A 20,057-nucleotide genomic window follows, 5' to 3' on the forward strand; every position below is an offset into this window, starting at 1 on the left:
GACGCCTCTTGAAACTGCTGGCGCTGCTGGCATTTTCATCGTCGGCCGATGGATTTCCATGTCATATGGCCATGATGCGGATGGACGGGGGGAGGGCCAATGCACCCGATGCAGTTGTTCGAACTGGTGATCGTCATGCTGCTGGCGATCATCGTCCTGCATTATGCCGCGAACAGGCTGGGCCTGCCGCCCGCCGTCGCGCTGCTGGCGGGGGGCGCGCTGTTCGCTTTCCTGCCGGGCCTGCCGGTGATCTCGCTCGATCCGCAACTGGTGCTGGTGATCTTCCTGCCGCCGCTGCTGATGGACGGCGCCTGGTTCATCGCCCTGCGTCACTTGCGGCGGCATATGTTCGGCATATTGGCGCTGGCCCTGGGCGCGGTGGTCTTCACCACAGCCGTGGTCGCGGCGGTCGCGCACTGGCTGGTGCCCGGCCTCCCCTGGGCGGCATGCGCAGCCCTGGGCGCCATCGTCTCGCCGCCCGACGCCGTATCGGCCCGCGCGGTGTTGCAGCATGTCCACCTGCCCCGTCGCCTCTCCATCCTGCTGGAGGGGGAAAGCCTGTTCAACGACGCCACGGGGCTGGTGCTCTTTCGCTTCGCCATAGCGGCCGGCGTCACCGGCGCGTTCAGCATGGTCGACGCCTTGCAGAGCTTTGCCATGCTGGCCGTGGGCGGGGCGCTGGTCGGGGCGGTCATCGGCGCGCTTTGGGTGCTGACGGTCAAGCGGCTCGACGACAAATATCTGATGATCGCCTCCTCCCTGCTGGCGCCATGGGCGTCCTATCTGCTGGCGGAATCCATCCATGCCTCCGGCGTGATCGCGACCGTCACCACCGGCCTTATCTGCGGCTGGTACCAACATGTCGTCTTCCCCGCGATGGTGCGGATGAACGGCACGGCCTTCTGGGCGGTGATGATCTTCCTGATGGAGGCGTTCGTCTTCCTGCTGATCGGTTCGTCGCTGCGCGGCGTGATCGATCGCGTCGGCGGTTTCGGCGTCGTGCTGGACGAAATGGCGCTGCCGATATTGGCGATACTGGCCGCGCTCACCGCCGCACGCTTCATCTGGGTTTTCGGTTCCGACGCGGTGATCGCGGGGCTCAGGGCGACGGGTCTTTGCGGCTATCGCCCGCTGGGATTCCGGGCGGCGACCATATTGGGCTGGGCCGGGATGCGCGGCGTGGTGACGTTGGCGGTTGCGCTCAGCGTGCCGGCCGATTTCCCCGGACGCGACTTCATCCTGACGGCCGCCTTCGCGGTCATCATCGGCACCGTATTGCTGCAAGGGACGACCCTGGGCGCCGTGATCCGGCTGGTGAAGCTGGAGGAACCGGAAAGCGACCGTCCGCGCATGACGATGAGCGAGGCGGAAGCCGCCATGGCGCAGGCGCAGGTCCGCGTCGTGGAGGTGCACGCCTATGATGAGCAGGGCACGCTGCTCCACCCCCGGCTGCTGGAGCGCTATCAGCGCCATGCCGAACTTTCCGCCAACTATGCCGGGCAGGAGGCGCAGTTTTCGGAGACGCTCCACGCCCATTTCGACCTGGTGCTGAAGGCCATAGCCGCCGGGCGGGCGGAACTGCTGCGCCTCCACCGCACAGGAGAGATCGATGAACATACGTTGCAGGAACTGGAACGCGACCTCGATCTGGAAGAACTGAGCGCCCTGTCCGCCAAGGCATGACCGACCGACGTCACCCCAGGCGCCATGCCATCCCCGCCGCGCTGCGGCTGATCGAGGCGGCCGAGGCGCTGTTCGCGGAGCGGGGCATCGACGCCGTTTCGATGCGGGAGATCGCAGCCGCCGCCCGTTGCGGCGACACCAATGCGGTGACCTATTATTTCGGATCGAAGGACGGGCTGCTCTCCGCCATTTTCGCGAGCCGTGCCGAGAAGATGGAGGGCATGCGGGGCGGGATGCTGGACAGGCTGGAACGGCAGGGCAGGCTGGACGATCCGATGGCGCTGCTCGGCATATTGTTCCTGCCGCAGCTTCATCTGGCCGATGGTCGGGGACGCCATCCCTATGCGGCGTTCATGCTGCATTTCGCGACGCGCTACTGGTCGCTGAACGCCGGCCTGCTTGCACAGGTGCGGGACAAGGCGCCGAACCTGATGCGCCTGATGGGGCATTTGACGGCGCTGGCCGGACATGTGCACCCGGACATCGCCCGCAATCGCATCCTGCTCTGCAACATGATGCTGCAATGCGTGCTGGTCCGCTGGGACCATGGCGAGCCGCAGGATCGCGCGGTGCCGTTGCAGGCGCATGTGCGCGACGTGATGCGAGCCGCCTGCGCCAGCCTGCTGGCGGGGCCGGAGGACAAGGGCGTGCCCGCCTCCGTAGAGGAATGGTTCGACGGCCTCGACTGATACGGCCCTCCGGTTCCGGACGCGCCGATGAAGCCGAATCCCACCGTTGAAACCGCGCTCCGGCGAGCCGCTCGTCTCGTTCGGGCCCCTTTGCGGAGGCGCGGCGCCCGCCAGCTTATCTGATCGTCACCTCGACCCGGTCCAGCGGCCCGTTGAACCGGCTCGCCGCGCTGTCATAGGCCGCCGGGTCGACGGGGCTCACCAGGTCCATGCCGATGTCGAAGTCTTCCGTATGCGACACCACCTGCGCGAAGGTCCGTTCGACCCGCCCTTGCGCCACCGCCTTGCCATCGACGGTCAGCGTGACGGTGGCGCCGCTGGTCGGGGCTGCCCTGTCCATCGCGAAGTCCAGCCCGACGACATGCGCGCCGGCCGCCAATGGCGCAGGCGCCACGATCCGCGTCATATGCGCGGGCGTCAGATTATAGGTGAAGGCAATCCTCCCCCGGTCGAAGAACAGGCTGTAGCCGCCGAAGCGTCCGCCCTGCGCGACGATGACGCCCTTGCCGCCCTCCGCCGCTATGCCGAGCTTCGCCGTGATCGCGAAGGATCGCCCGACCAGGGCCGGCGCGGCGCTTTCCGGAATATGGCTGACGGGCGCGCTGTAGACGAAGTTCGTCCGCCCCTCATTGGGGTCTGGCCTGCCCTTCTGCCCGCCCTCGCTGCCGTGGATGGGCAGGATGTTGGACAGCGCGGCCTCCGCCCAGAACGACTCCTTCAGCGCCTCCAGCTTCCGCGGGTTGGCGGCGGCGACGTCATGGGCCTCGCTGAAGTCGCTGCGGGTGTCGTAAAGCTGCCATGTCCGTTGATCCAGCGGCACCGGCGGGGGCGGCGTCCGCTCCCAGGGGGTCGCCATGGGCGCGGTCGCGGCCACCCAGCCATCCTTGTAGATGCTGAGATTCTGCGCCATGGCCGACACCTGCACGGTGCGGCGGGAGGGCGCGTCCTTGGCCCTGAAGCTGTAGGCCATGCTGATCCCGGTGATCGGCTGTTGCGGTACGCCGTCCAGTATCTCCGGCGCTTTCACCCCCGCCGCCTCCAATATGGTGGGCATGATGTCGCTGACATGGTGGAACTGGCTGCGCAGGCCGCCGGCATCCTCGATATGCCCCGGCCAGGCGATCACCATGCCGTTGCGCGTGCCGCCGAAATGCGACCCATAGCGCTTGGCCCAGGGGAAGGGCGCGTTCATCGCCCAGCCCCAGCCGCCCGGCATCAGATTATAGGCGTCCTTCGTCCCGATCTCATCGATATGGGCGAGGGCGTAGGACGGTTCTTCCCTGACCCCGCTCAGCGCCGACTGCTCGAACAGCTTGCCGTCGAAGCTGCCTTCCGCGCTCGCGCCATTGTCGCCCTGGATGTAGATGATCAGCGTATTGTCCAGTTCGCCATTGTCGCGCAGCTTCTGGATGACCCGCCCGATCTGCTCGTCGGCATAGGCGAGCGAGGCGGCATAGGCCTCCATATAGCGGGCATAGAGCCGCTTCCGGTCTGGCGTCAGACTGTCCCAGCGCGGCAGCGTGCCCGGATGCGGCGCATCGTCGGTGCCGGGCGGAATGACGCCCAGCTTCTTCTGCCGCGCAACGGTTTCGGCGCGCAGCACGTCCCAGCCCGCGTCGAACCTGCCCCGGAATTTCTTCAGCCAGTCGGCGGGCGGCTGATTGGGTGCATGGGCCGTGCCGGTGGCATAATAGAGCAGGAAGGGCTTGTCGGGGGCGGCCGCATGCTGGCTGTCGATCCAGCCTATCGCATGGTCGGCCAGATCGCGCTCCAGATGATAGCGGGGATCGGCGGGCGGTGTGACCGGATTGATATTCTCGACCAGATTGGGTTCCGCCATGCTGCTGTCGGCGCCCAGAAAGCCGTAGAAATATTCGAACCCCAGACCGGTCGGCCAGCGGTCGAACGGCCCGGCCCGGCTCATTTCCCATTCCGGGGTCACATGCCCCTTGCCGATCATGGCGGTGTTATAGCCATTTTCCTTCAATATCTGCGCCATCGTCCCGGCGCTTTTGGGGATGACGCTGTTATAGCCGTCATAGCCCGTCGCCCAATTGGCGACATAGCCCATGCCCACCGCCTGCGGATTGCGCCCCGTCAGCAGCGAGGCGCGCGTGGGGGAGCAGATGGCGGTGGTGTTGAACTGATTGTAACGCAGCCCTGCCTTCGCCAGCGCGTCGAAGGTCGGCGTAGGCACCGGTCCGCCGAAGGTGCTGCTGGACCCGAAACCGACATCGTCGGTCATGATCAGCAGGATATTGGGCGCGCCCCTGGCGGCGCGCACCGGTTGAGGCCAGGCGGGCGGAGAGGATTCGGCGGGCGTGCGGCCATAGACCTTTTGCGCGGGCGCGTCCTGCGCCGTGGCCGGCGCCATGGCGAGCGCCAGCAGGGGGAGGGCTGGCAGGCATTGCCGGACGAGCTTGGCGCGAAGGGAGGACATGGGCTCTCCTGCTGCAATATTATTATCCTATGGTGCAGATTTCATATTAACGCAGTTGATTGAAGTCAAGCCCGATCCGCATCCTCCCTCCTCTTGTCGCGCCGCCCTCGTCGCCCCATATTGTGATGAGGTTCATGCAGAACGAGGCGCGCCATGGAAAACCGGCTGCTCCAGATCGAGAAAGCGTGGGAACAGGCGCTGGGCGATATTTTCCAGCCTTATGTCGATCTGAAACGCGAACCGACCGCCAGCGCCATGGAGGCGTTTCGCACCGTGCTCGGATCGACCGATCATGACATCCGCCGCCACATCGCGCGAACGGCGGCGCGGCAGGGATCGACATTCCTCAGCCGCTATCTGGTCGAGGAAGACTGGCGGCGGCCCAGCCCCTGAAGCCACGGGCGTTCCCACGCCCCATTCACCCTGAGCCTGTCGAACGGCTTCACTTCTCTTCAAGAAAAGAGCGGGGTGGTATGCGACCCGCCGCCACCGCCCTATCGCGCCGCAACCACCTTCGGCTGCGGCAAAGGCGGCGCCCCCGTCCCCAAGGTCGCCAGATATTTGATCACCGCCGCCCGATCCTCCGGCTTGCGCAATCCGGCGAAGCTCATCTTCGTCCCCGACACCTCGCGCCCCGGAGAGGCGAGGAAGGCGAACAGCGTTTCATAGTCCCAGGTCCCCTTATGCCCCTGCATCGCGGGCGAATAGGCAAAGCCCGCATGGCTCGCCACCGGCCGCCCGACCACGCCCCACAGATTAGGCCCGATCCGGTTGGGCCCGCCCTGGGTGAAGTCATGGCAACTCATGCAAAGCTGCACCTTCTGCTTCCCCACCCCCGCATCCGCGCTGGCGAGCAGGGTGCCCAGATCGACCGGAGGAGCAGCCGCCGTCCCGCCGCCGCCCGTCCCGGGCATCGGCGCCCTCCCACGCATGTCCCGATGATAGGCGATCACCCGGCTGCCTTCCCCGGCCTCGCTGAAACCGGCGGGCCAGTCGCGCTGGATCGACGCCATGTCGACGCGCGGCGGCATCTCGTCCATCGGCTTATAGGCCAGCTCCCCCGGCCGCACCCGCGTATAGAGCTTGTCGCTGAACCATCCCAGCCCCAGCGCCGTCACCGCCGCCCCCGCGACGCACAGCCCCACCGCCATCCCATGCATCCGGCCCATGGCTCACCCCCCTCCGCCCATGAAGATGGCGCGGGTCCAGAAGGCGTAATTCGCCTCGATCGTCATGATCCGCACCAGCACCAGCAGCACCAGCGGCGGCACCAATATCGCATAGATCAGCGACAGCCGCTCCCACGCCAGATGCATGAAGATGGACAGGATCAGCCCCGCCTTCAGCAACATGAAGGTCACGATCAGCACCCAGCGCACGATCCCCTGCACATGCATGTAATCGACCAGATAGGACATGGCGCTGAGCAGGAACAGCAGGCCCCAGACCTTCAGATACAGGCTGACCGGATGTTGCTGGCCCTCATGGGCCGCGGAAGGATCATGCTGCATAAAGCCCCTCACCAGAGATAGAAAAAGGCGAAGATGAACACCCAGACGAGATCGACGAAGTGCCAGTACAGCCCGGCGATCTCGACCGCCGAATAATCGCCCGCCTTGTCATAATGTCCCCGCGCCACCTTGGACGCGATGATCAGCAGCAATATGACCCCGCAGGTCACATGTAGCCCGTGAAAGCCGGTGATCATGAAGAAGGTCGCGCCGAATTGCGGCGCGCCCATCGGATTATACCAGGGCCGCACGCCCTCTTCGAAGATCAGCTTGCTCCATTCGAACGCCTGCATGCCAAGGAAGACAAGCCCGAACAAAGCGGTGAGCAGCATCAGCGCCGTCGTTTTCCGCCGGTCGCGCTGATAGCCGAAGTTCACGGCCATCGCCATGGTGCCGCTGGAACTGATCAGCGCGAAGGTCATGATCGCGATCAGGACGAGCGGAATGTCCTGCCCGCCGATATTCAGGGCGAACACTTCCGCCGTATTGGGCCAGGGCAATACGGCCGACGCCCGCATCGTCATATAACCGGTCAGGAAGCAGGAAAAGATGAAGGTATCGCTCAGCAGGAATATCCACATCATCGCCTTGCCCCAATGGGTATGGCGGAAGACTTCCTGATCGGCGGACCAGTCGGACGCGATCTCCCTCAACGTGGGAGCGATGACTTCTCTATCTGGGACAGCCTGAGCCATGGCGATACATCCTCAAGTCGACAGCAGCAAAGCGGCCAGAACCAGCCAGACGATCAACAGAAAATGCCAGTAGAGCGCGCAAAGAACGACATTGCGCATATTGGCCGCCGCCAGCGCCCGTCCGGCGGCAAACAGCCCGCCGATGATGTGCAGACCATGCAGCGCCGTCAGCAGATAGAAAAAGGCATTGGCCGGATTGCTCGACAGCGTATAGCCCGCCCCCTGATAATGCCGCCAGAGCAACAACTGCCCGCCAAGGAACAGCACCCCCAGCGCCGATCCGACGATCCCCGCCCGAACCGCCCGTTCCCGCCGCGCCACTTCCCAGGCGACGCTGCTCGCCGCTAGCACCAGCGTATTGATCCACAGCAGCGGCGGATCGGGCATCGGCTTCCAGTCATGGACATGCCCCGCGCCTGCATGCAGCCCCATGCGCATCAGATAGGCCGCCAGCAGCAGCGAGAACATTACCATGGCCACGCCGAAATAGGCGACCATCCCCACCGCCCCCGCCGACGGCCGATCCCGCTCCACCGGCTGCGCGCCCGGCTCCCAGCTCTTTTCGGTGAGGCGCGCGAGGATGGTCATGCGCGCTGTTCCGCTTGGGGTTCCGTCTGGGGAATGAAGTCCCGCGCCGCGCCCGGCACGCTGTAATCATAGGCCCAGCGATAGACGACCGGCAGATGCGGCCCCCAATTGCCATGCGCCGGCGGCGTGTCCGGCGTCAGCCATTCCAGGCTGGCCGCGCCCCAGGGATTGGGATCGGCGCGAGGCCCCCGGAACAGGCTCCAGATCATGTTGAAGAAGAACAGCCCCTGCGCGCAGAAGACGACCAGCGCCGCAATGCTGATCCACGCATTGGCGAGATGCACCGATTGCGGGATGAAGGCCGTCTCGCCCAGAGCGTAATAACGGCGCGGAACCCCCAAAATCCCCAGATAATGCATCGGCAGGAAGATCGCATAGACGCCCAGGAAAGTGATCCAGAAATGGAGCTTCCCCAAAGTTTCGTTCCACATCCTGCCGAATATCTTGGGATACCAGTGATAGATGGCGCCGAATATCACCAGAACCGGAGACACGCCCATCACCATATGGAAATGCGCGACGACAAAGAAAGTGTCGGACAACGGCACATCGACACTGACATTGCCCAGAAACAGCCCCGACAGCCCGCCGTGGATGAAGGTGAAGATGAAGGCGATGGCGAACAGCATCGGCACCCGCAAATGGATGTCGCCGCGCCACAGGGTCAGCAGCCAGTTATAGACCTTGATCGCCGTCGGAATGGCGATGATCAAAGTCGACGTGGCGAAGAAGAACCCGAAATAGGGATTCATGCCGCTCACATACATATGATGCGCCCATACCAGGAAGCTCAGCGCCCCGATGATCACGATCGCCCACACCATCATGCGATAACCGAAGATATTCCGCCGCGCATGGACGCTGATCAGGTCCGACACGATGCCGAAGGCGGGCAGGGCGACGATATAGACTTCGGGATGGCCGAAGAACCAGAAGAGATGCTGGAAGAGGAGGGGGCTGCCGCCCTGCGTCGGGGTGATCGCACCCATCGACTGCATGGTGGGCATGAAAAAGCTGGTGCCCGCCAGATGATCGAACAGCATCATGATCGCCGCGACGAACAAGGCCGGGAAGGCCAGCAGGCCCATCACCGAAGCGGTGAAGATGCCCCACACCGACAGCGGCATCCGCATCAGCGTCATCCCCCTGGTTCGCGCCTGCAACACCGTGGTCACATAATTCAACCCGCCCATGGTGAAGGCCGCGACGAAGATGGCGAGGCTGACCAGCATGGTCACGATGCCCCATTGATGTCCCGGCGTCCCCTCGCTGATGGCTTGCGGCGGATAGAGCGTCCAGCCCGCCCCGGTCGGCCCGCCCGGCACGAAGAAACCCGCCACCAGCACAATCACCGACAGCAGATAGAACCAGAAGCTCAGCATGTTGACGAAGGGAAACACCATGTCCCGCGCCCCGATCATCAGCGGGATCAGATAATTGCCGAACCCGCCTAGCAGCAGCGCCGTCAGCAGATAGACCACCATGATCATGCCGTGCATCGACACGAATTGAAGATAATTGTCCGGCTGGATCGCCGGAAAAGCCCCCGGAAACCCAAGCTGCAACCGCATCAGCGCCGACAGCACCAGCGCCACCAGCCCGATCCCGATGGCGGTGCAGCTATATTGGATGGCGATGACCTTGTGATCCTGGCTCCAGACATATTTGGTGACCCAGCTATGCGGATGATGCAGCGGGCGCAGGTCGTCGGCCAGGGTGGTAGCCATCAGCGAATGCTCCAGGAGGCAGGGACGATACAGGCATTGGCCTTGATCAGCAGGATCGACATGGCGGCCGGCGGCGCCTCCGCCAGAATCTGTCCGAAGCTGCTCTGCTGCGCCTGCCATTGCGCGAAGGCCTGGGGCGTCTCCACCACCACCTTGCCGCGCATCGCATGGTGGCCGGTGCCGCACAGTTCGGCGCAGAGGATGTCGAACGTGCCCGTCTTGGTCGGGGTCAGCCAGAAATAGGTGACGATGCCGGGTACAAGGTCCATCTTGGCCCGGAATTCCGGCACATAGAAGTCGTGCAGCACGTCCTTGGAGCGCAGCACGATCTTCACCGGCTTGCCGACCGGCAGATGAAGGTCGCTGCTTTCCACCAATATGTCATCCCGGCCGAACGGGTCGAGCGGATCGAGGCCCAGCCCATTGTCGGGGGTGATATATTTGACCCCCGCCGCGCCCAGTACGCCATCCGGACCGGGATAGCGGAAGGACCATTGCCATTGCTGGCCGACCGCCTCGATGACGGTGGCTTCTTTCGGCACCGAGACATATTTGCCCCAGGCCGCGAGCCCCGGCGCCAGCATGCCGGCGATGCCGATGGCGGTCCAGAATGTCAGCCGCCTTTCCAGCGAAGGGTTTTCCGGCTCATAATGGGCGCGATGGCCGGGGCGATGGCCGGGGCGATGGCGATATTTGACCAGCGCCCAGGCAAGGAACAGGTTCAGCCCCACAAAGGCCGCCCCGCATATCCAGAGCGTCACGTCGAGCGCGGAATCGATCGATCCCCAATTGGAGGCGATGGGCGTGCGCCACCATGGACTGAACAGGTGAAAGGCGACCGAACCGACCACGAGCATGGCGATGGCTACCGCAACCGGCACAAGCCCTCTCCCACATTGGCAGGCGCTCGCAGCCTTTCAGTCCGGCATTTCGAGTCGCCTCGGTAACACCCGCCGCGACAACTTACAGAAAAAGCGCTGACGGGGGAAGCGTTTGGGAAATTGCGGGGTGCGAGCGACGCCAGCGCCTTTTCCGGCTCGGGCCTTCACGGTCGATTGACAGCGCCTGCCATTGCGGCGAAAAGAACAAACGGGGAACGAATATATGGCTGAGTCGGTGAAGACCCTCGCCGCCCTCAGGCGGCATATCGCATCGCTGGAGGGCGTTCCAGCCTCCCAGCCCCATGCGCGGGTGGAAACCGGCTATGCGCCGCTCGACCTGGCGCTGGACGGCGGTCTGGCGCGGGGTCGGGTGCATGAATTCTTCGCCGCGACAGAGGAAGGGGGTGCGGGGGCTGGGCTGGCCCTGATTCTCGCGCGGCTGGCGGCGGGGGAGGCGCCCCTGCTCTGGCTGCGCACGATGGCGGCGGGCCGGGCGGCGGGCATGCCCTATGGTCCCGGACTGGCCGCATTGGGCATCGATCCCGCCCGGTTGCTGATCGGCGCGATGGCCGATGACGCCATGCTGCTGCGAGCGGCGGTCGACGCGCTGCGATGCCCCGCTTTGGGCGCACTGGTGGTGGAATTGCGCGGGCCGGCGCCCTTGCTCGACCTGACAGCCAGCCGGCGGCTGGCGCTGGCGGCGGAGTCGTCCGGCGTCACCGCTTTCCTGCTGCGGGTGGGCGGCGATCCGGTGCCTAGCGCGGGGGATACGCGCTGGCGCGTTGCGGCGGCGCCCTCTCTGCCCTTGCCGGGAAACGGGCCGGGCAGAAGCGCCTTCGACCTTGGCCTGTTGCGACGGCGGGCGGGACGGGACGGGCTCGGCTGGCGGCTGGTCTGGGACAATGGCCGGGGCATGTTTGAAGGAAGTGGAGGTGGGCGCGATGAACGCCATGGCCTTGGACAGGATGGCAGCGGACGGGAGGGCGGAGGACGCGATGGGCAAGCGCCGCTATCTGGCGCTGTGGTTTCCGTTCCTGCCGATCGACCGGCTTCGGATCGCGCGGCCTGATCTCTGGGCGCAGGGCGAAGGTCCCGCAGCCGTCGTCGAACAGGTGCGCGGCGCGATGCGGCTGGCGACGCTCGACGCCGACGCTCTCGCGCTGGGCCTGACGCCGGGCATGACGCTGGCCGATGCGCGTGCGCGGGAACCGGACCTGCGCGTGTTCGATGCCGATCCCCATGGCGATCAGGACTGGCTGGAGCGGCTCTGCGACGGTTGTTCCCGCTACACGCCGGTTGCGGCGCTGGATTCACCCTTCGGTCTGATGCTCGACATTACCGGCTGTGCGCATCTCTGGGGCGGGGAGGGGATGCTGGCGCGCGAGGCGGCCGAACGGCTGGAGCGTCATGGCATGCGGGTGCGCCATGCCCTTGCCGGAACGGCGGAGGGTGCGCATGCGCTGTGCCGTTTTCCGGTGGGCGCGGCGGCGGACGAGGATGCGGCGCTGCGCCGCCTGCCGGTCGAGGCGTTGCGGCTGGAGGATGAAAGCGCGGTGGCGTTGCGCCGCGCGGGACTGCGGACCGTGGGCGATCTGGCGGCGCGGCCGGCGGCGGTTCTGGCGTCGCGCTTCGGTGAGGCGGCGGTGGACGCGCTGCACGCTTTGCTGGGATTGGGGAGGCGGCCTCTCTCCCCCCGGCGGTCGCGTCCCGCGATCCGGATCGAGCGGCGTTTTGCCGAGCCGATGGGCAGTACCGCCTTTGCCCTCCGGACGCTGGAGGAGATGGCGGCCGAGGCGGGGGAGCGGCTCAGCGAACGCGGGCAAGGCGGTCGACGGTTCGAGGCGCTGTTCTTCCGCAGCGACGGCCTTGCCTTTCCCTTGCGGGTGGAAACCAGCCTGCCGGTGCGGGACGCGCCCGCTATCATGCGGCTGGTGCAGGAACGGATCGGTGCCCTGTCCGATCCGCTCGATCCCGGTTTCGGCTTCGACATGCTGCGCCTCACCGTACCGCAGGCGGAGCCGATGGCGCCGACGCAACTGGCGCTGGAAGGGGGAGAGGCGCGTCGCGAGGAAAGCGTCGCGGCTCTGGTCGACCGGCTGTCGATCCGGGCAGGCCGGGCTCGCATCCAGCGGCTTCACCCGAAGGACAGCCATATCCCCGAACAGGCCCAGCTTGCCCTGCCCGCCGTGGAAAGCCGCGCCCCCATGAACTGGCCGCAAGAGGGGCAGGAGGGGGAGCCGCCCATGCGCCCGCTGCATCTGTTCGATCCGCCGCAGCCGATCGACGTGGTGGCCGAGGTGCCCGATGGTCCGCCCCATCGCTTCCGCTGGCGCAAGGCATTGCATGAAGTGACGCGCTACGAAGGCCCCGAACGCATCGCGCCCGAATGGTGGACGGCCAGGGATGGCGCGCTGGAGGGCGAGAGCGTGGGGCTGACCCGCGACTATTACCGGGTCGAGGATGCGCGCGGGCGGCGCTACTGGATATTCCGCAACGGGCTTTACGGCGCCGAAGCGGAACATCCCGGCTGGTACATCCATGGCCTGTTCGCATGAAGCGCCACGGCAAGGGTCCAGACCCGTCCAGGCCCAAATCCATCGACCGGCGTGAACTGAATGCGCTGGAGGCTGCGCGGGAAAAGGGGCGGCGCGGGTCGCGCGGCGAAGCTCCGCCGATCGGGCCGGCAGAGGCGCCTCCCTTTGCCGAGTTGGTGGCGGCGACCAATTTCTCCTTCCTGCGCGGCGCATCCCATCCGCAGGACATGGTGACGCGCGCCATCGCCCTGGGGCTTGTGGGCCTGGGCATAGCCGACCGCAATAGCGTCGCCGGAGTGGTCCGCGCCCATGTCGCGCGCAAGCGCTGGCCCGAACGGATGCGCGCCGCTTTGCTGGAGGCGCGCAAGGAAGCGGGGCAGCCGCTGGAACTCAGCGAAGAGGAGGAGCGCGCCTGCCGGACCGACCTGCGGCTGGTCGTCGGCGCAAGGCTGGTCTTCGTGGATGGAACGCCGGACATCGTCGCCTATCCCGCGACGCGGCGGGGTTGGGGCGAACTCACCAAATTGCTGACCGTCGGCAATCTCCGTTCGGTGAAGGGCGACTGTATCCTGCGCTATGAGGATCTGACCGCCTATCTGGACGATCTGCTGCTGATCGTGATGCCTGGCTCCACCGCCACCCAACAGACCGCGCATCGCAAGCCGGTGGACTATGATTATGACGACCGGCCCCCGAAGGAAGCGATCAGGCAGGGCCATCTCAGTCTTGTGCCGCCGCCGGCTCCGTCCGATCTGAAGGGATTGCTGGCGCGCTTGTCGCGTCTTGCGCCGCGCCGGGTCTGGCTGGCGGCGGCATTGGGACGGGATGGGCGGGATGCGCGGCGGCTGGCGCAGTTCAAGGCCTTGTCCGTGGCGGCGGGCGTGCCTTTGCTGGCGACCATGGACGTGCTCTACGCCAGTCCGGCGCAGCGTCCCCTGCAGGATGTGCTGAGCTGCATTCGTGAAGGCACCGGCATCGCCAGGGCAGGGCGCCTGCTGGAGGCGAATGCGGAAAGGCATATCCATGACCCTGCCGAAATCGCCCATCTGTTCCGCGATTGCCCGGAGGCAGTGGCGGAAAGCGGACATTTGCTGAGCCGGGTGCATTTCACGCTCGACCAGCTTGCCTATGAATATCCCCATGAACCGGTGCCGGAAGGATGGACGGCGCAGCAATGGCTGGAGGAACTGACCTGGTCCTCCGCCCATGCCCGCTATGGCGCGCGTCTTCCCCTGAAGGCCCGCGAGACACTGGAAAAAGAATTCGAACTGATCGCCAAGCGCAACTATGCCTATTATTTCCTGACCGTGCATGACATCGTCGCCTTTGCCCGGACCAAGGGCATCCTTTGCCAGGGACGCGGATCGGCGGCGAACAGCATGGTCTGCTTCCTGTTGGGCGTGACATCCATCGATCCGCTCAAGCACGACCTGCTCTTTTCCCGCTTCGTATCCGAAGATCGCAACGAACCGCCCGACATCGACGTCGATTTCGAACATGAGCGGCGCGAGGAGGTGATGCAATATATCTACGAACGCTATGGCCGCCATCGCGCCGGGATCGCCGCGACCGTCATCCATTACCGTTCGCGCAGCGCCGTGCGGGAAGTGGCGAAGGCGCTGGGCCTTAGCGAGGATGTGTCGGCCCGCCTCTCCAGCACGGTGTGGGGCAGTTATTCGAGCGACATGAACGATGCGCGGATCGTGGAGGCGGGCTTCGCGCTCGACAATCCGCAGATCGCGCAGTTGAAGGCGATTGTCGACCAGTTGCTGTCAGAGCCCTTTCCGCGCCATCTTTCGCAGCATGTGGGGGGCTTTGTGCTGACGCAGAACCGGCTGGACGAGACGGTGCCGCTGCATCATGCGGCGATGGAGGATCGCAGCTTCATCGAATGGGACAAGGATGACATCGACGCGCTCGGCCTGATGAAGGTCGACGTGCTGGCGCTGGGGATGCTGAGCTGCATCCGCCGGGCGTTCGACCTGATGCGGGAACAGGGGCTGGGCGATCACCAGCTGACGGTCGATATGGAGGCGGCGGACGAAGCCGTTTACGACATGCTGTGCAAGGGCGACAGCATCGGCGTTTTCCAGGTGGAAAGCCGGGCGCAGATCAACATGCTGCCCCGTCTGAAGCCACGCTCCATCTATGACCTGACCGTGCAGGTGGCGATCGTTCGTCCCGGGCCGATCGAGGGCAATATGGTCCATCCCTATCTGCGGCGGCGATGCGGGGATGAGAAGGTCGAATATCCCCGGCCGTCCCCCCATCATGGACCAGCCGATGAACTGGAGAAATTGCTGGGTGAGACTTATGGCGTGCCGCTGTTCCAGGAACAGGCGATGAAGCTTGCGATCACGGCGGCGGACTTCAAGCCGACGGAAGCGGATGCCCTGCGCCGCGCCATGGCGACCTTCCGCAATGTCGGCACGATCCATCATTTTCGCGAGAAGATGATCAGGGGCATGGTGAAACGGGGCTATGAGGCGGAGTTTGCCGAACGCTGCTTCAAGCAGATCGAGGGTTTCGGCAGCTACGGTTTTCCCGAAAGCCATGCCCTGTCCTTCGCGCGGCTGGTCTATGTGTCGGCCTGGATCAAATGCCATCAGCCGGCGGTGTTCGCCTGCGCGCTCCTCAATTCGCAGCCCATGGGTTTCTACGCCCCGGCCCAGATCGTGCGCGATGCGCGGGAGCATGGCGTCACCGTGCATGATGTCGATGTGAATATGAGCGGGTGGGACAATGCGCTCGAACCGCTGCTGCGGTCGCGGGATGACGGTCGGGGCGAGGGGGCGGGGCGGGCCCTGGCGCTGCGCCTTGGACTGCGGCAGGTGGATGGTTTTCGCGAGGATTGGGCGAAGCAACTGGTCGCGGCGCGAAAGGAAGGGCTGTTTTCCACCATGGAGGATCTGGCGCGGCGGGCGGGATTGCCGGCGCGGGCCTTGCGGTTGCTGGCGGACGCCGATGCCTGCCGCTCGCTGGGGAAGGACCGGCGGGCTGCCCTGTGGGAAGCGCGACGGACGCCTTCGGATGAATTGCCGCTGTTCGCCGCCGCCAAGGCCCAGGAACTGGGGGAGGAGCCTGATGCGATGCTGCCTGCCATGGCTTTGTCCGAGCATGTCGAGGCCGATTATCTGGTGACGCGCCTGTCGCTCAAAGGGCATCCGATGCAATTCCTGCGCCCGGTCTTCGCGGCGGAGGGCGTGCTGAGCTGCAACCAGATTTCGGCGGCGAAGAACGGAGCCCTGGTGAAGACGGCCGGCGTGGTGCTGGTGCGGCAACGGCCGGGCAAGGGCAATGCGGTCTTCATCACTATCGAGGATGAGACGGGAATCACCAATATTCTTCTATGGGCGCGATTGTTCGAAATGCAGCGGCGTCCGGTCATGGCGTCGCGGCTGATGCTGGTCGAAGGGGAAGTGCAGCGCAGCAAGGAAGGCGTCGTCCACCTGATGGCTTCCCGCGTGCATGACAGGACCGCAGAATTGTCACGGCTTTCGCAAACGGATGTGCAGGAGTCTTCCCGCACGCGCCAGAGGCACGCTTCAGGACATCCGCGCAATGTGCGGATATTGCCGCAATCGCGGGATTTTCATTGAGACTGAAGGGTGGTTGAGCTTGTCGTCCCAGAGAGGAGGCAGGCAAGAAAATCTCAGTTATTTTCAAAAATATGTAGAAATATTTCATATTATAATATATTTATCGGGTATTATTTAGAATATAGATGCGAAAATAAATCAATTAATTTATCTCAATATTGATATAACTAAAGTTATATACTATTCAATATAACTAATTTATGTTAGAAAATCATATTTCATTAACCCATAATATTTAAAACCCCGACTGTGATCTGGAGCGATGCTCCACGCAGGAAGGGAATGGGAATGTTCGGCAGAGCGGTGGGGCGGTTGCTGCGGGACAGGACGGGCAATGTCCTGATGATGGCCGCAGCCTCCATGCCAGTACTGGTCGGCGCGGCGGGCCTGGCGACAGACACGGTGCAATGGACCCTCTGGAAACGACAGATCCAGCGCCAGGCGGACAGCGCCGCGCTGGCTGGAGCCTATGCGGTCGCGCAGGGTTTCAGCGCGTCGGACAGCGCGACATCGGACATCAACCGCATGTCATTGGTCAACCTGACGCAAACCCCGACGATCGAAAATGCGCCGACGACAGGTTCCTATGCCGGCAACAGCAAGGCGGTGCGCGTGGTGCTGCAAACCTCGGCGGAGTTGCCCTTTTCGAAGATATTGGGAGTGAAAGCGCCGGTCATCTATGGCGAAGCGACCGCAGCCGTGGTGGGCAGCGGCGACTATTGCGTCGTTGCGCTTGAAAAGACGAGTGCGGTCGGCATCACGCTCCAGGGCAATGCCACGGTCAATCTGGGCTGCGGCATCGCCACCAATTCGCGGGCATCCAACGCCGTCTATGCAGGCGGCAGCAGCACGGTGACGGCGACGCCGGTGGCGGCGGTGGGCGGGCTGACGTCCAGTTCCAACTATGTCTCGCCGACCACGCTGCTGCCCTACAGCATCCCGGTGCTAGACCCCTATGCATCGCTGCCAACGCCCACTGCGTCGGATTTGTCGGGCTGTGGGGGCAACGCCAATGTTCAACCCAATAACAGCAAATCCATCTCGCCAGGCTGCTATAAAAATTTCAACGTCAAGGGCACGCTCAACATGGCGCCAGGTGTATATTTTATCGACAGCACGACCTTCGACATCGGGTCGCAGGCAGTGGTCAACGGCACCGGCGTCACCATCATCCTGACCAGCAGTAACGCAGCCAATAACCCCAGTTCCATCGCCAACGTCAATATCAATGGCGGTGCGACGCTCAACCTGAAGGCGCCGACGGACCTCAGTGACCCTTATCATGGCGTCCTCTTCTATCAGGACCGGCGCGCGCTGGATTCGGGAACCAACACGATCAACGGCAATGCGAGTTCCGTCCTGCAAGGCGCTTTCTATTTTCCGGGCCAGGCGCTGTCCTTCAGCGGCACATCGGGCATGACCACCGACTGCGTGAAGATGGTGGGCAAGCGCGTCACTTTCATCGGGAACAGCAATATCGTCAATCAATGCAAAGATACGGGAGTCGATAAATTCACGGCCACGCTGGTGAAGCTGGTGGGATGATGAAGCGGCTTCTCTCCGACCGATACGGCAACAGCACCGTCGAACTGGCGATCATCATGCCGGTCCTGGTCCTGCTGACCTGCATGGCGGGGGATGTCGCCATGGCGTTCAAGGCGAAGATCGGGCTCCAGCGCGCGGCGGAGCGCACGGCGCAACTGGCGGCTGCGGGCGGCTACACCAACGACACCACAGACACTTCGAAGGCCTATAATAATCTGGCCGCAGACGCCGCTGCGGCAGCCGGCGTTCCGACCGGCAACGTCACCGTCACGCCCACGCTGCTCTGCGACGCCACCGTGCAGACCGCCAGCCCGGAGGTTCCTTGCCCCGACGGCCAGCAGACGAAGCGCTATGTCGCGATCAGCATTTCAGGAAGCTATACGCCGATGTTCGCCAAACTTGCCCCCGGCAGCAGATGGTCGTCCCAGGGCATCGCGCTCACCGGCTCGGCCTCGGTGCGCCTGCAATGACGCGCCTGATACGCGACCAGCGCGGCGCGGCGGCGATCGAATTCGTCCTCGCCGTGCCGCCTTTCATCATGCTGCTGATGGGCGCGCTGCAACTCGGCATCATCGCCTGCGCGCGCACCGGCCTGCAACATGCGGTCGACGAAGGCGCGCGCTATGCCAGCATCTTTCCCAGGCCCACCGACGCTGAGATCATCGCCAAGGTGAAGAGCCGTGAATTCGGCCTCGACCCGACCTACGCCAACGATCCGACGGTCGTGCAGGGCACGCAATATGGCGTTTCCTACAGGGAAATCACCATGACCTATTCCCGGCCATTGAATTTCATCCTTTACCAGACCCCGGCCATATCGATCAGCTATACCCGGCGAGCCTATTAACGCCTCAACTGGCCCCGGATACCGGACGGGCTGTCGCACCCTGCTTCTGCTTGGAGAGGGGGCTGTGCAGGGGATGCCATCCCGCTTCCCCTGCACAGATTGTCCGCCATTCGCATGAAACTGCCGCGCTTCTTTTCCTCTTCCGCCTGCGACATGGCCATCGACCTCGGCACCGTCAACACGGTCATCTATGTGCGCGACCGGGGTATCGTCCTCAACGAACCCTCGGTCATCGCGATCGAGACGCGCGACGGCATCCGCAAGGTCAAGGTGGTCGGCAACGAAGCCAAGCTGATGATGGGCAAGACGCCGGCCGGCATCCAGGCGATCCGGCCGCTGCGCGACGGCGTGATCGCGGACATCGACGTGGCCGAGCAGATGATCAAGCATTTCATCGACAAGGCGCTGAACGGCGCCAACCGCTTCGGCCGCCGCCATGAAGTGGTGATCTGCGTACCGACAGGTTCCACCATGGTTGAACGCCGCGCCCTGCGCGACGCCGCCTCCAACGCGGGGGCCTATCGGGTCCAGTTGATCGAGGAACCCATGGCCGCCGCGATCGGCGCCGACCTGCCCGTCACCGAACCGCGCGGGGCGATGGTGGTCGACATTGGCGGCGGGACGACGGAGGTCGCCGTCCTGTCCCTGCGGGGCATCGCCTATAGCAGCTCGGCACGGGTCGGTGGCGACAGGCTGGACGATGCCATCGCTTCCCACATTCGCCGCACGCATAATCTGATGATCGGTGAAGCGACGTCCGAACGTGTGAAATGCGAACTGGGCGCGGCGACCTCCCCCGATGGCGAAGGCCGCCGGATGACGGTGAAGGGCCGCGATCTGGTGAACGGCCGCCCCGCCGAAATGTCGATCAGCGAGGCGGAAATCGCGGATGCCCTGTCCGAACCGGTCGGCCAGATCAAGATGGCGGTGATGACCGCGCTGGAACAGACCGCGCCGGAACTGTCCGCCGACATCATCGAGGAAGGGATCACCCTGACCGGCGGCGGTGCGCTGCTCCGGCGTCTGGACGAAGCGTTGTCCGACGCGACGGGGCTGCCCGTCACGGTCGCGGACAAGCCGCTGATCTGCGTGGCCATGGGCGCTGGCCGGGCGCTGGAAGACCGCGCCTATGACGGTGTGCTGACGGTTTCCTGACATCCGCCTGCCGTAAGTGACGGCGGGAATGGGGTGGAATCAGGACATTCCCCCTCCCGCAGGCGGGAGGGGGCTAGGGGGTGGGCTGGCGCGGCATCTGCGCTGTTTTGCAACGGCTAAGTCAGAAGCTCGCTACGCTCGCGCCCACCCCTAACCCCTCCCG

Annotated in this window: 17 protein-coding genes; 10 read left to right on the forward strand and 7 right to left on the reverse strand. The window is 64.6% G+C overall.

All coding sequences use genetic code 11. From position 1 onward, the window contains the following. Positions 1 to 99: 99 nt before the first annotated feature. Together A0J57_RS22565 and A0J57_RS22570 are read left to right on the forward strand one after the other, a co-directional pair. Positions 100 to 1,683: a Na+/H+ antiporter gene (locus A0J57_RS22565; RefSeq protein WP_061940420.1), complete on the forward strand. Its 1,584-nt coding sequence runs from the start codon at positions 100 to 102 to the stop codon at positions 1,681 to 1,683. Beyond that, on the forward strand, positions 1,680 to 2,372 hold the full coding sequence (locus tag A0J57_RS22570; RefSeq protein WP_061940422.1) for a TetR/AcrR family transcriptional regulator: 693 nt from the start codon (positions 1,680 to 1,682) through the stop codon (positions 2,370 to 2,372). Before A0J57_RS22565 ends, A0J57_RS22570 begins: the two co-directional genes overlap by 4 nt. Before the next feature lie 115 nt (positions 2,373 to 2,487). On the opposite strand, the gene A0J57_RS22575 is transcribed toward A0J57_RS22570, so the two are convergent. Beyond that, complete coding sequence (locus A0J57_RS22575) at positions 2,488 to 4,812, reverse strand: arylsulfatase (RefSeq protein ID WP_061940424.1); 2,325 nt, start codon at positions 4,810 to 4,812, stop codon at positions 2,488 to 2,490. 153 nt (positions 4,813 to 4,965) lie between these two features. Between A0J57_RS22575 and A0J57_RS22580 the strand changes: the two genes are divergently transcribed. Further along, positions 4,966 to 5,205: a hypothetical protein gene (locus tag A0J57_RS22580; protein ID WP_025547794.1), complete on the forward strand. Its 240-nt coding sequence runs from the start codon at positions 4,966 to 4,968 to the stop codon at positions 5,203 to 5,205. A 101-nt stretch (positions 5,206 to 5,306) separates the two neighbouring features. On the opposite strand, the gene A0J57_RS22585 is transcribed toward A0J57_RS22580, so the two are convergent. The 6 genes from A0J57_RS22585 to A0J57_RS22610 are packed head-to-tail and all read right to left on the reverse strand — an operon-like array spanning position 5,307 to position 10,214. Then, complete coding sequence (locus tag A0J57_RS22585) at positions 5,307 to 5,981, reverse strand: cytochrome c family protein (RefSeq protein WP_061940426.1); 675 nt, start codon at positions 5,979 to 5,981, stop codon at positions 5,307 to 5,309. Between the two features lie 3 nt (positions 5,982 to 5,984). Beyond that, entirely contained in the window at positions 5,985 to 6,323 is a 339-nt protein-coding gene (locus A0J57_RS22590; protein ID WP_061940428.1) for a cytochrome C oxidase subunit IV family protein, read from the reverse strand. 8 nt (positions 6,324 to 6,331) lie between these two features. Then, the gene (locus tag A0J57_RS22595; protein ID WP_061940430.1) at positions 6,332 to 7,018 is read right to left on the reverse strand and encodes a heme-copper oxidase subunit III family protein; all 687 of its coding nucleotides are present in this window, start codon (positions 7,016 to 7,018) and stop codon (positions 6,332 to 6,334) included. A gap of 12 nt (positions 7,019 to 7,030) precedes the next feature. Continuing rightward, positions 7,031 to 7,606 carry a cytochrome c oxidase subunit 3 gene (locus A0J57_RS22600; protein ID WP_061940432.1) on the reverse strand — a complete coding sequence of 192 codons (576 nt, stop codon included), beginning with the start codon at positions 7,604 to 7,606 and terminating at the stop codon, positions 7,031 to 7,033. After that, positions 7,603 to 9,333, reverse strand: coding sequence for a cbb3-type cytochrome c oxidase subunit I (locus A0J57_RS22605; protein ID WP_061940434.1), 1,731 nt, complete (start codon positions 9,331 to 9,333; stop codon positions 7,603 to 7,605). The genes A0J57_RS22600 and A0J57_RS22605 overlap by 4 nt, the downstream gene beginning before the upstream one ends. Further along, the gene (locus A0J57_RS22610) at positions 9,333 to 10,214 is read right to left on the reverse strand and encodes a cytochrome c oxidase subunit II (RefSeq protein ID WP_061940436.1); all 882 of its coding nucleotides are present in this window, start codon (positions 10,212 to 10,214) and stop codon (positions 9,333 to 9,335) included. The genes A0J57_RS22605 and A0J57_RS22610 overlap by 1 nt, the downstream gene beginning before the upstream one ends. A gap of 223 nt (positions 10,215 to 10,437) precedes the next feature. Here A0J57_RS22610 and A0J57_RS22615 point away from each other — a divergent pair, with 223 nt between their 5' ends. The 7 genes from A0J57_RS22615 to A0J57_RS22645 all read left to right on the forward strand — a co-directional run bounded on the left by A0J57_RS22615 (position 10,438) and on the right by A0J57_RS22645 (position 19,894). Beyond that, a complete protein-coding gene (locus tag A0J57_RS22615) occupies positions 10,438 to 11,283 on the forward strand; it encodes an ImuA family protein (protein WP_062017423.1) in 846 nt (281 codons plus the stop codon). Further along, on the forward strand, positions 11,180 to 12,769 hold the full coding sequence (locus tag A0J57_RS22620) for a DNA polymerase Y family protein (protein ID WP_061941005.1): 1,590 nt from the start codon (positions 11,180 to 11,182) through the stop codon (positions 12,767 to 12,769). The genes A0J57_RS22615 and A0J57_RS22620 overlap by 104 nt, the downstream gene beginning before the upstream one ends. Next, positions 12,766 to 16,347: an error-prone DNA polymerase gene (locus A0J57_RS22625; protein ID WP_062017424.1), complete on the forward strand. Its 3,582-nt coding sequence runs from the start codon at positions 12,766 to 12,768 to the stop codon at positions 16,345 to 16,347. The genes A0J57_RS22620 and A0J57_RS22625 overlap by 4 nt, the downstream gene beginning before the upstream one ends. Before the next feature lie 288 nt (positions 16,348 to 16,635). Continuing rightward, positions 16,636 to 17,892, forward strand: a complete 1,257-nt coding sequence (locus A0J57_RS22630; RefSeq protein WP_044662634.1) for a pilus assembly protein TadG-related protein — start codon at positions 16,636 to 16,638, stop codon at positions 17,890 to 17,892. After that, positions 17,889 to 18,362 carry a TadE/TadG family type IV pilus assembly protein gene (locus A0J57_RS22635; RefSeq protein WP_061941014.1) on the forward strand — a complete coding sequence of 158 codons (474 nt, stop codon included), beginning with the start codon at positions 17,889 to 17,891 and terminating at the stop codon, positions 18,360 to 18,362. Before A0J57_RS22630 ends, A0J57_RS22635 begins: the two co-directional genes overlap by 4 nt. Next, complete coding sequence (locus tag A0J57_RS22640) at positions 18,359 to 18,739, forward strand: TadE/TadG family type IV pilus assembly protein (protein ID WP_061941011.1); 381 nt, start codon at positions 18,359 to 18,361, stop codon at positions 18,737 to 18,739. Before A0J57_RS22635 ends, A0J57_RS22640 begins: the two co-directional genes overlap by 4 nt. A 114-nt stretch (positions 18,740 to 18,853) precedes the next feature. Then, positions 18,854 to 19,894 carry a rod shape-determining protein gene (locus tag A0J57_RS22645; protein WP_025551712.1) on the forward strand — a complete coding sequence of 347 codons (1,041 nt, stop codon included), beginning with the start codon at positions 18,854 to 18,856 and terminating at the stop codon, positions 19,892 to 19,894. The last annotated feature ends 163 nt before the right edge of the window (positions 19,895 to 20,057 follow it).

The sequence above is a fragment of the Sphingobium sp. 22B genome, assembly GCF_001580035.1.
GTDB classification, from domain to species: Bacteria; Pseudomonadota; Alphaproteobacteria; order Sphingomonadales; family Sphingomonadaceae; genus Sphingobium; species Sphingobium fuliginis.

What these genes read in the sequence shown, in the direction of transcription:
- A0J57_RS22565 (WP_061940420.1), top strand. Translation starts at nt 100, where the DNA reads ATGCACCCGATGCAGTTGTTCGAACTGGTGATCGTCATGCTGCTGGCG.
- A0J57_RS22570 (WP_061940422.1), top strand. Translation starts at nt 1,680, where the DNA reads ATGACCGACCGACGTCACCCCAGGCGCCATGCCATCCCCGCCGCGCTG.
- A0J57_RS22575 (WP_061940424.1), bottom strand. Translation starts at nt 4,812, where the DNA reads ATGTCCTCCCTTCGCGCCAAGCTCGTCCGGCAATGCCTGCCAGCCCTC.
- A0J57_RS22580 (WP_025547794.1), top strand. Translation starts at nt 4,966, where the DNA reads ATGGAAAACCGGCTGCTCCAGATCGAGAAAGCGTGGGAACAGGCGCTG.
- A0J57_RS22585 (WP_061940426.1), bottom strand. Translation starts at nt 5,981, where the DNA reads ATGGGCCGGATGCATGGGATGGCGGTGGGGCTGTGCGTCGCGGGGGCG.
- A0J57_RS22590 (WP_061940428.1), bottom strand. Translation starts at nt 6,323, where the DNA reads ATGCAGCATGATCCTTCCGCGGCCCATGAGGGCCAGCAACATCCGGTC.
- A0J57_RS22595 (WP_061940430.1), bottom strand. Translation starts at nt 7,018, where the DNA reads ATGGCTCAGGCTGTCCCAGATAGAGAAGTCATCGCTCCCACGTTGAGG.
- A0J57_RS22600 (WP_061940432.1), bottom strand. Translation starts at nt 7,606, where the DNA reads ATGACCATCCTCGCGCGCCTCACCGAAAAGAGCTGGGAGCCGGGCGCG.
- A0J57_RS22605 (WP_061940434.1), bottom strand. Translation starts at nt 9,333, where the DNA reads ATGGCTACCACCCTGGCCGACGACCTGCGCCCGCTGCATCATCCGCAT.
- A0J57_RS22615 (WP_062017423.1), top strand. Translation starts at nt 10,438, where the DNA reads ATGGCTGAGTCGGTGAAGACCCTCGCCGCCCTCAGGCGGCATATCGCA.
- A0J57_RS22620 (WP_061941005.1), top strand. Translation starts at nt 11,180, where the DNA reads ATGGCAGCGGACGGGAGGGCGGAGGACGCGATGGGCAAGCGCCGCTAT.
- A0J57_RS22625 (WP_062017424.1), top strand. Translation starts at nt 12,766, where the DNA reads ATGAAGCGCCACGGCAAGGGTCCAGACCCGTCCAGGCCCAAATCCATC.
- A0J57_RS22630 (WP_044662634.1), top strand. Translation starts at nt 16,636, where the DNA reads ATGTTCGGCAGAGCGGTGGGGCGGTTGCTGCGGGACAGGACGGGCAAT.
- A0J57_RS22635 (WP_061941014.1), top strand. Translation starts at nt 17,889, where the DNA reads ATGATGAAGCGGCTTCTCTCCGACCGATACGGCAACAGCACCGTCGAA.
- A0J57_RS22640 (WP_061941011.1), top strand. Translation starts at nt 18,359, where the DNA reads ATGACGCGCCTGATACGCGACCAGCGCGGCGCGGCGGCGATCGAATTC.
- A0J57_RS22645 (WP_025551712.1), top strand. Translation starts at nt 18,854, where the DNA reads ATGAAACTGCCGCGCTTCTTTTCCTCTTCCGCCTGCGACATGGCCATC.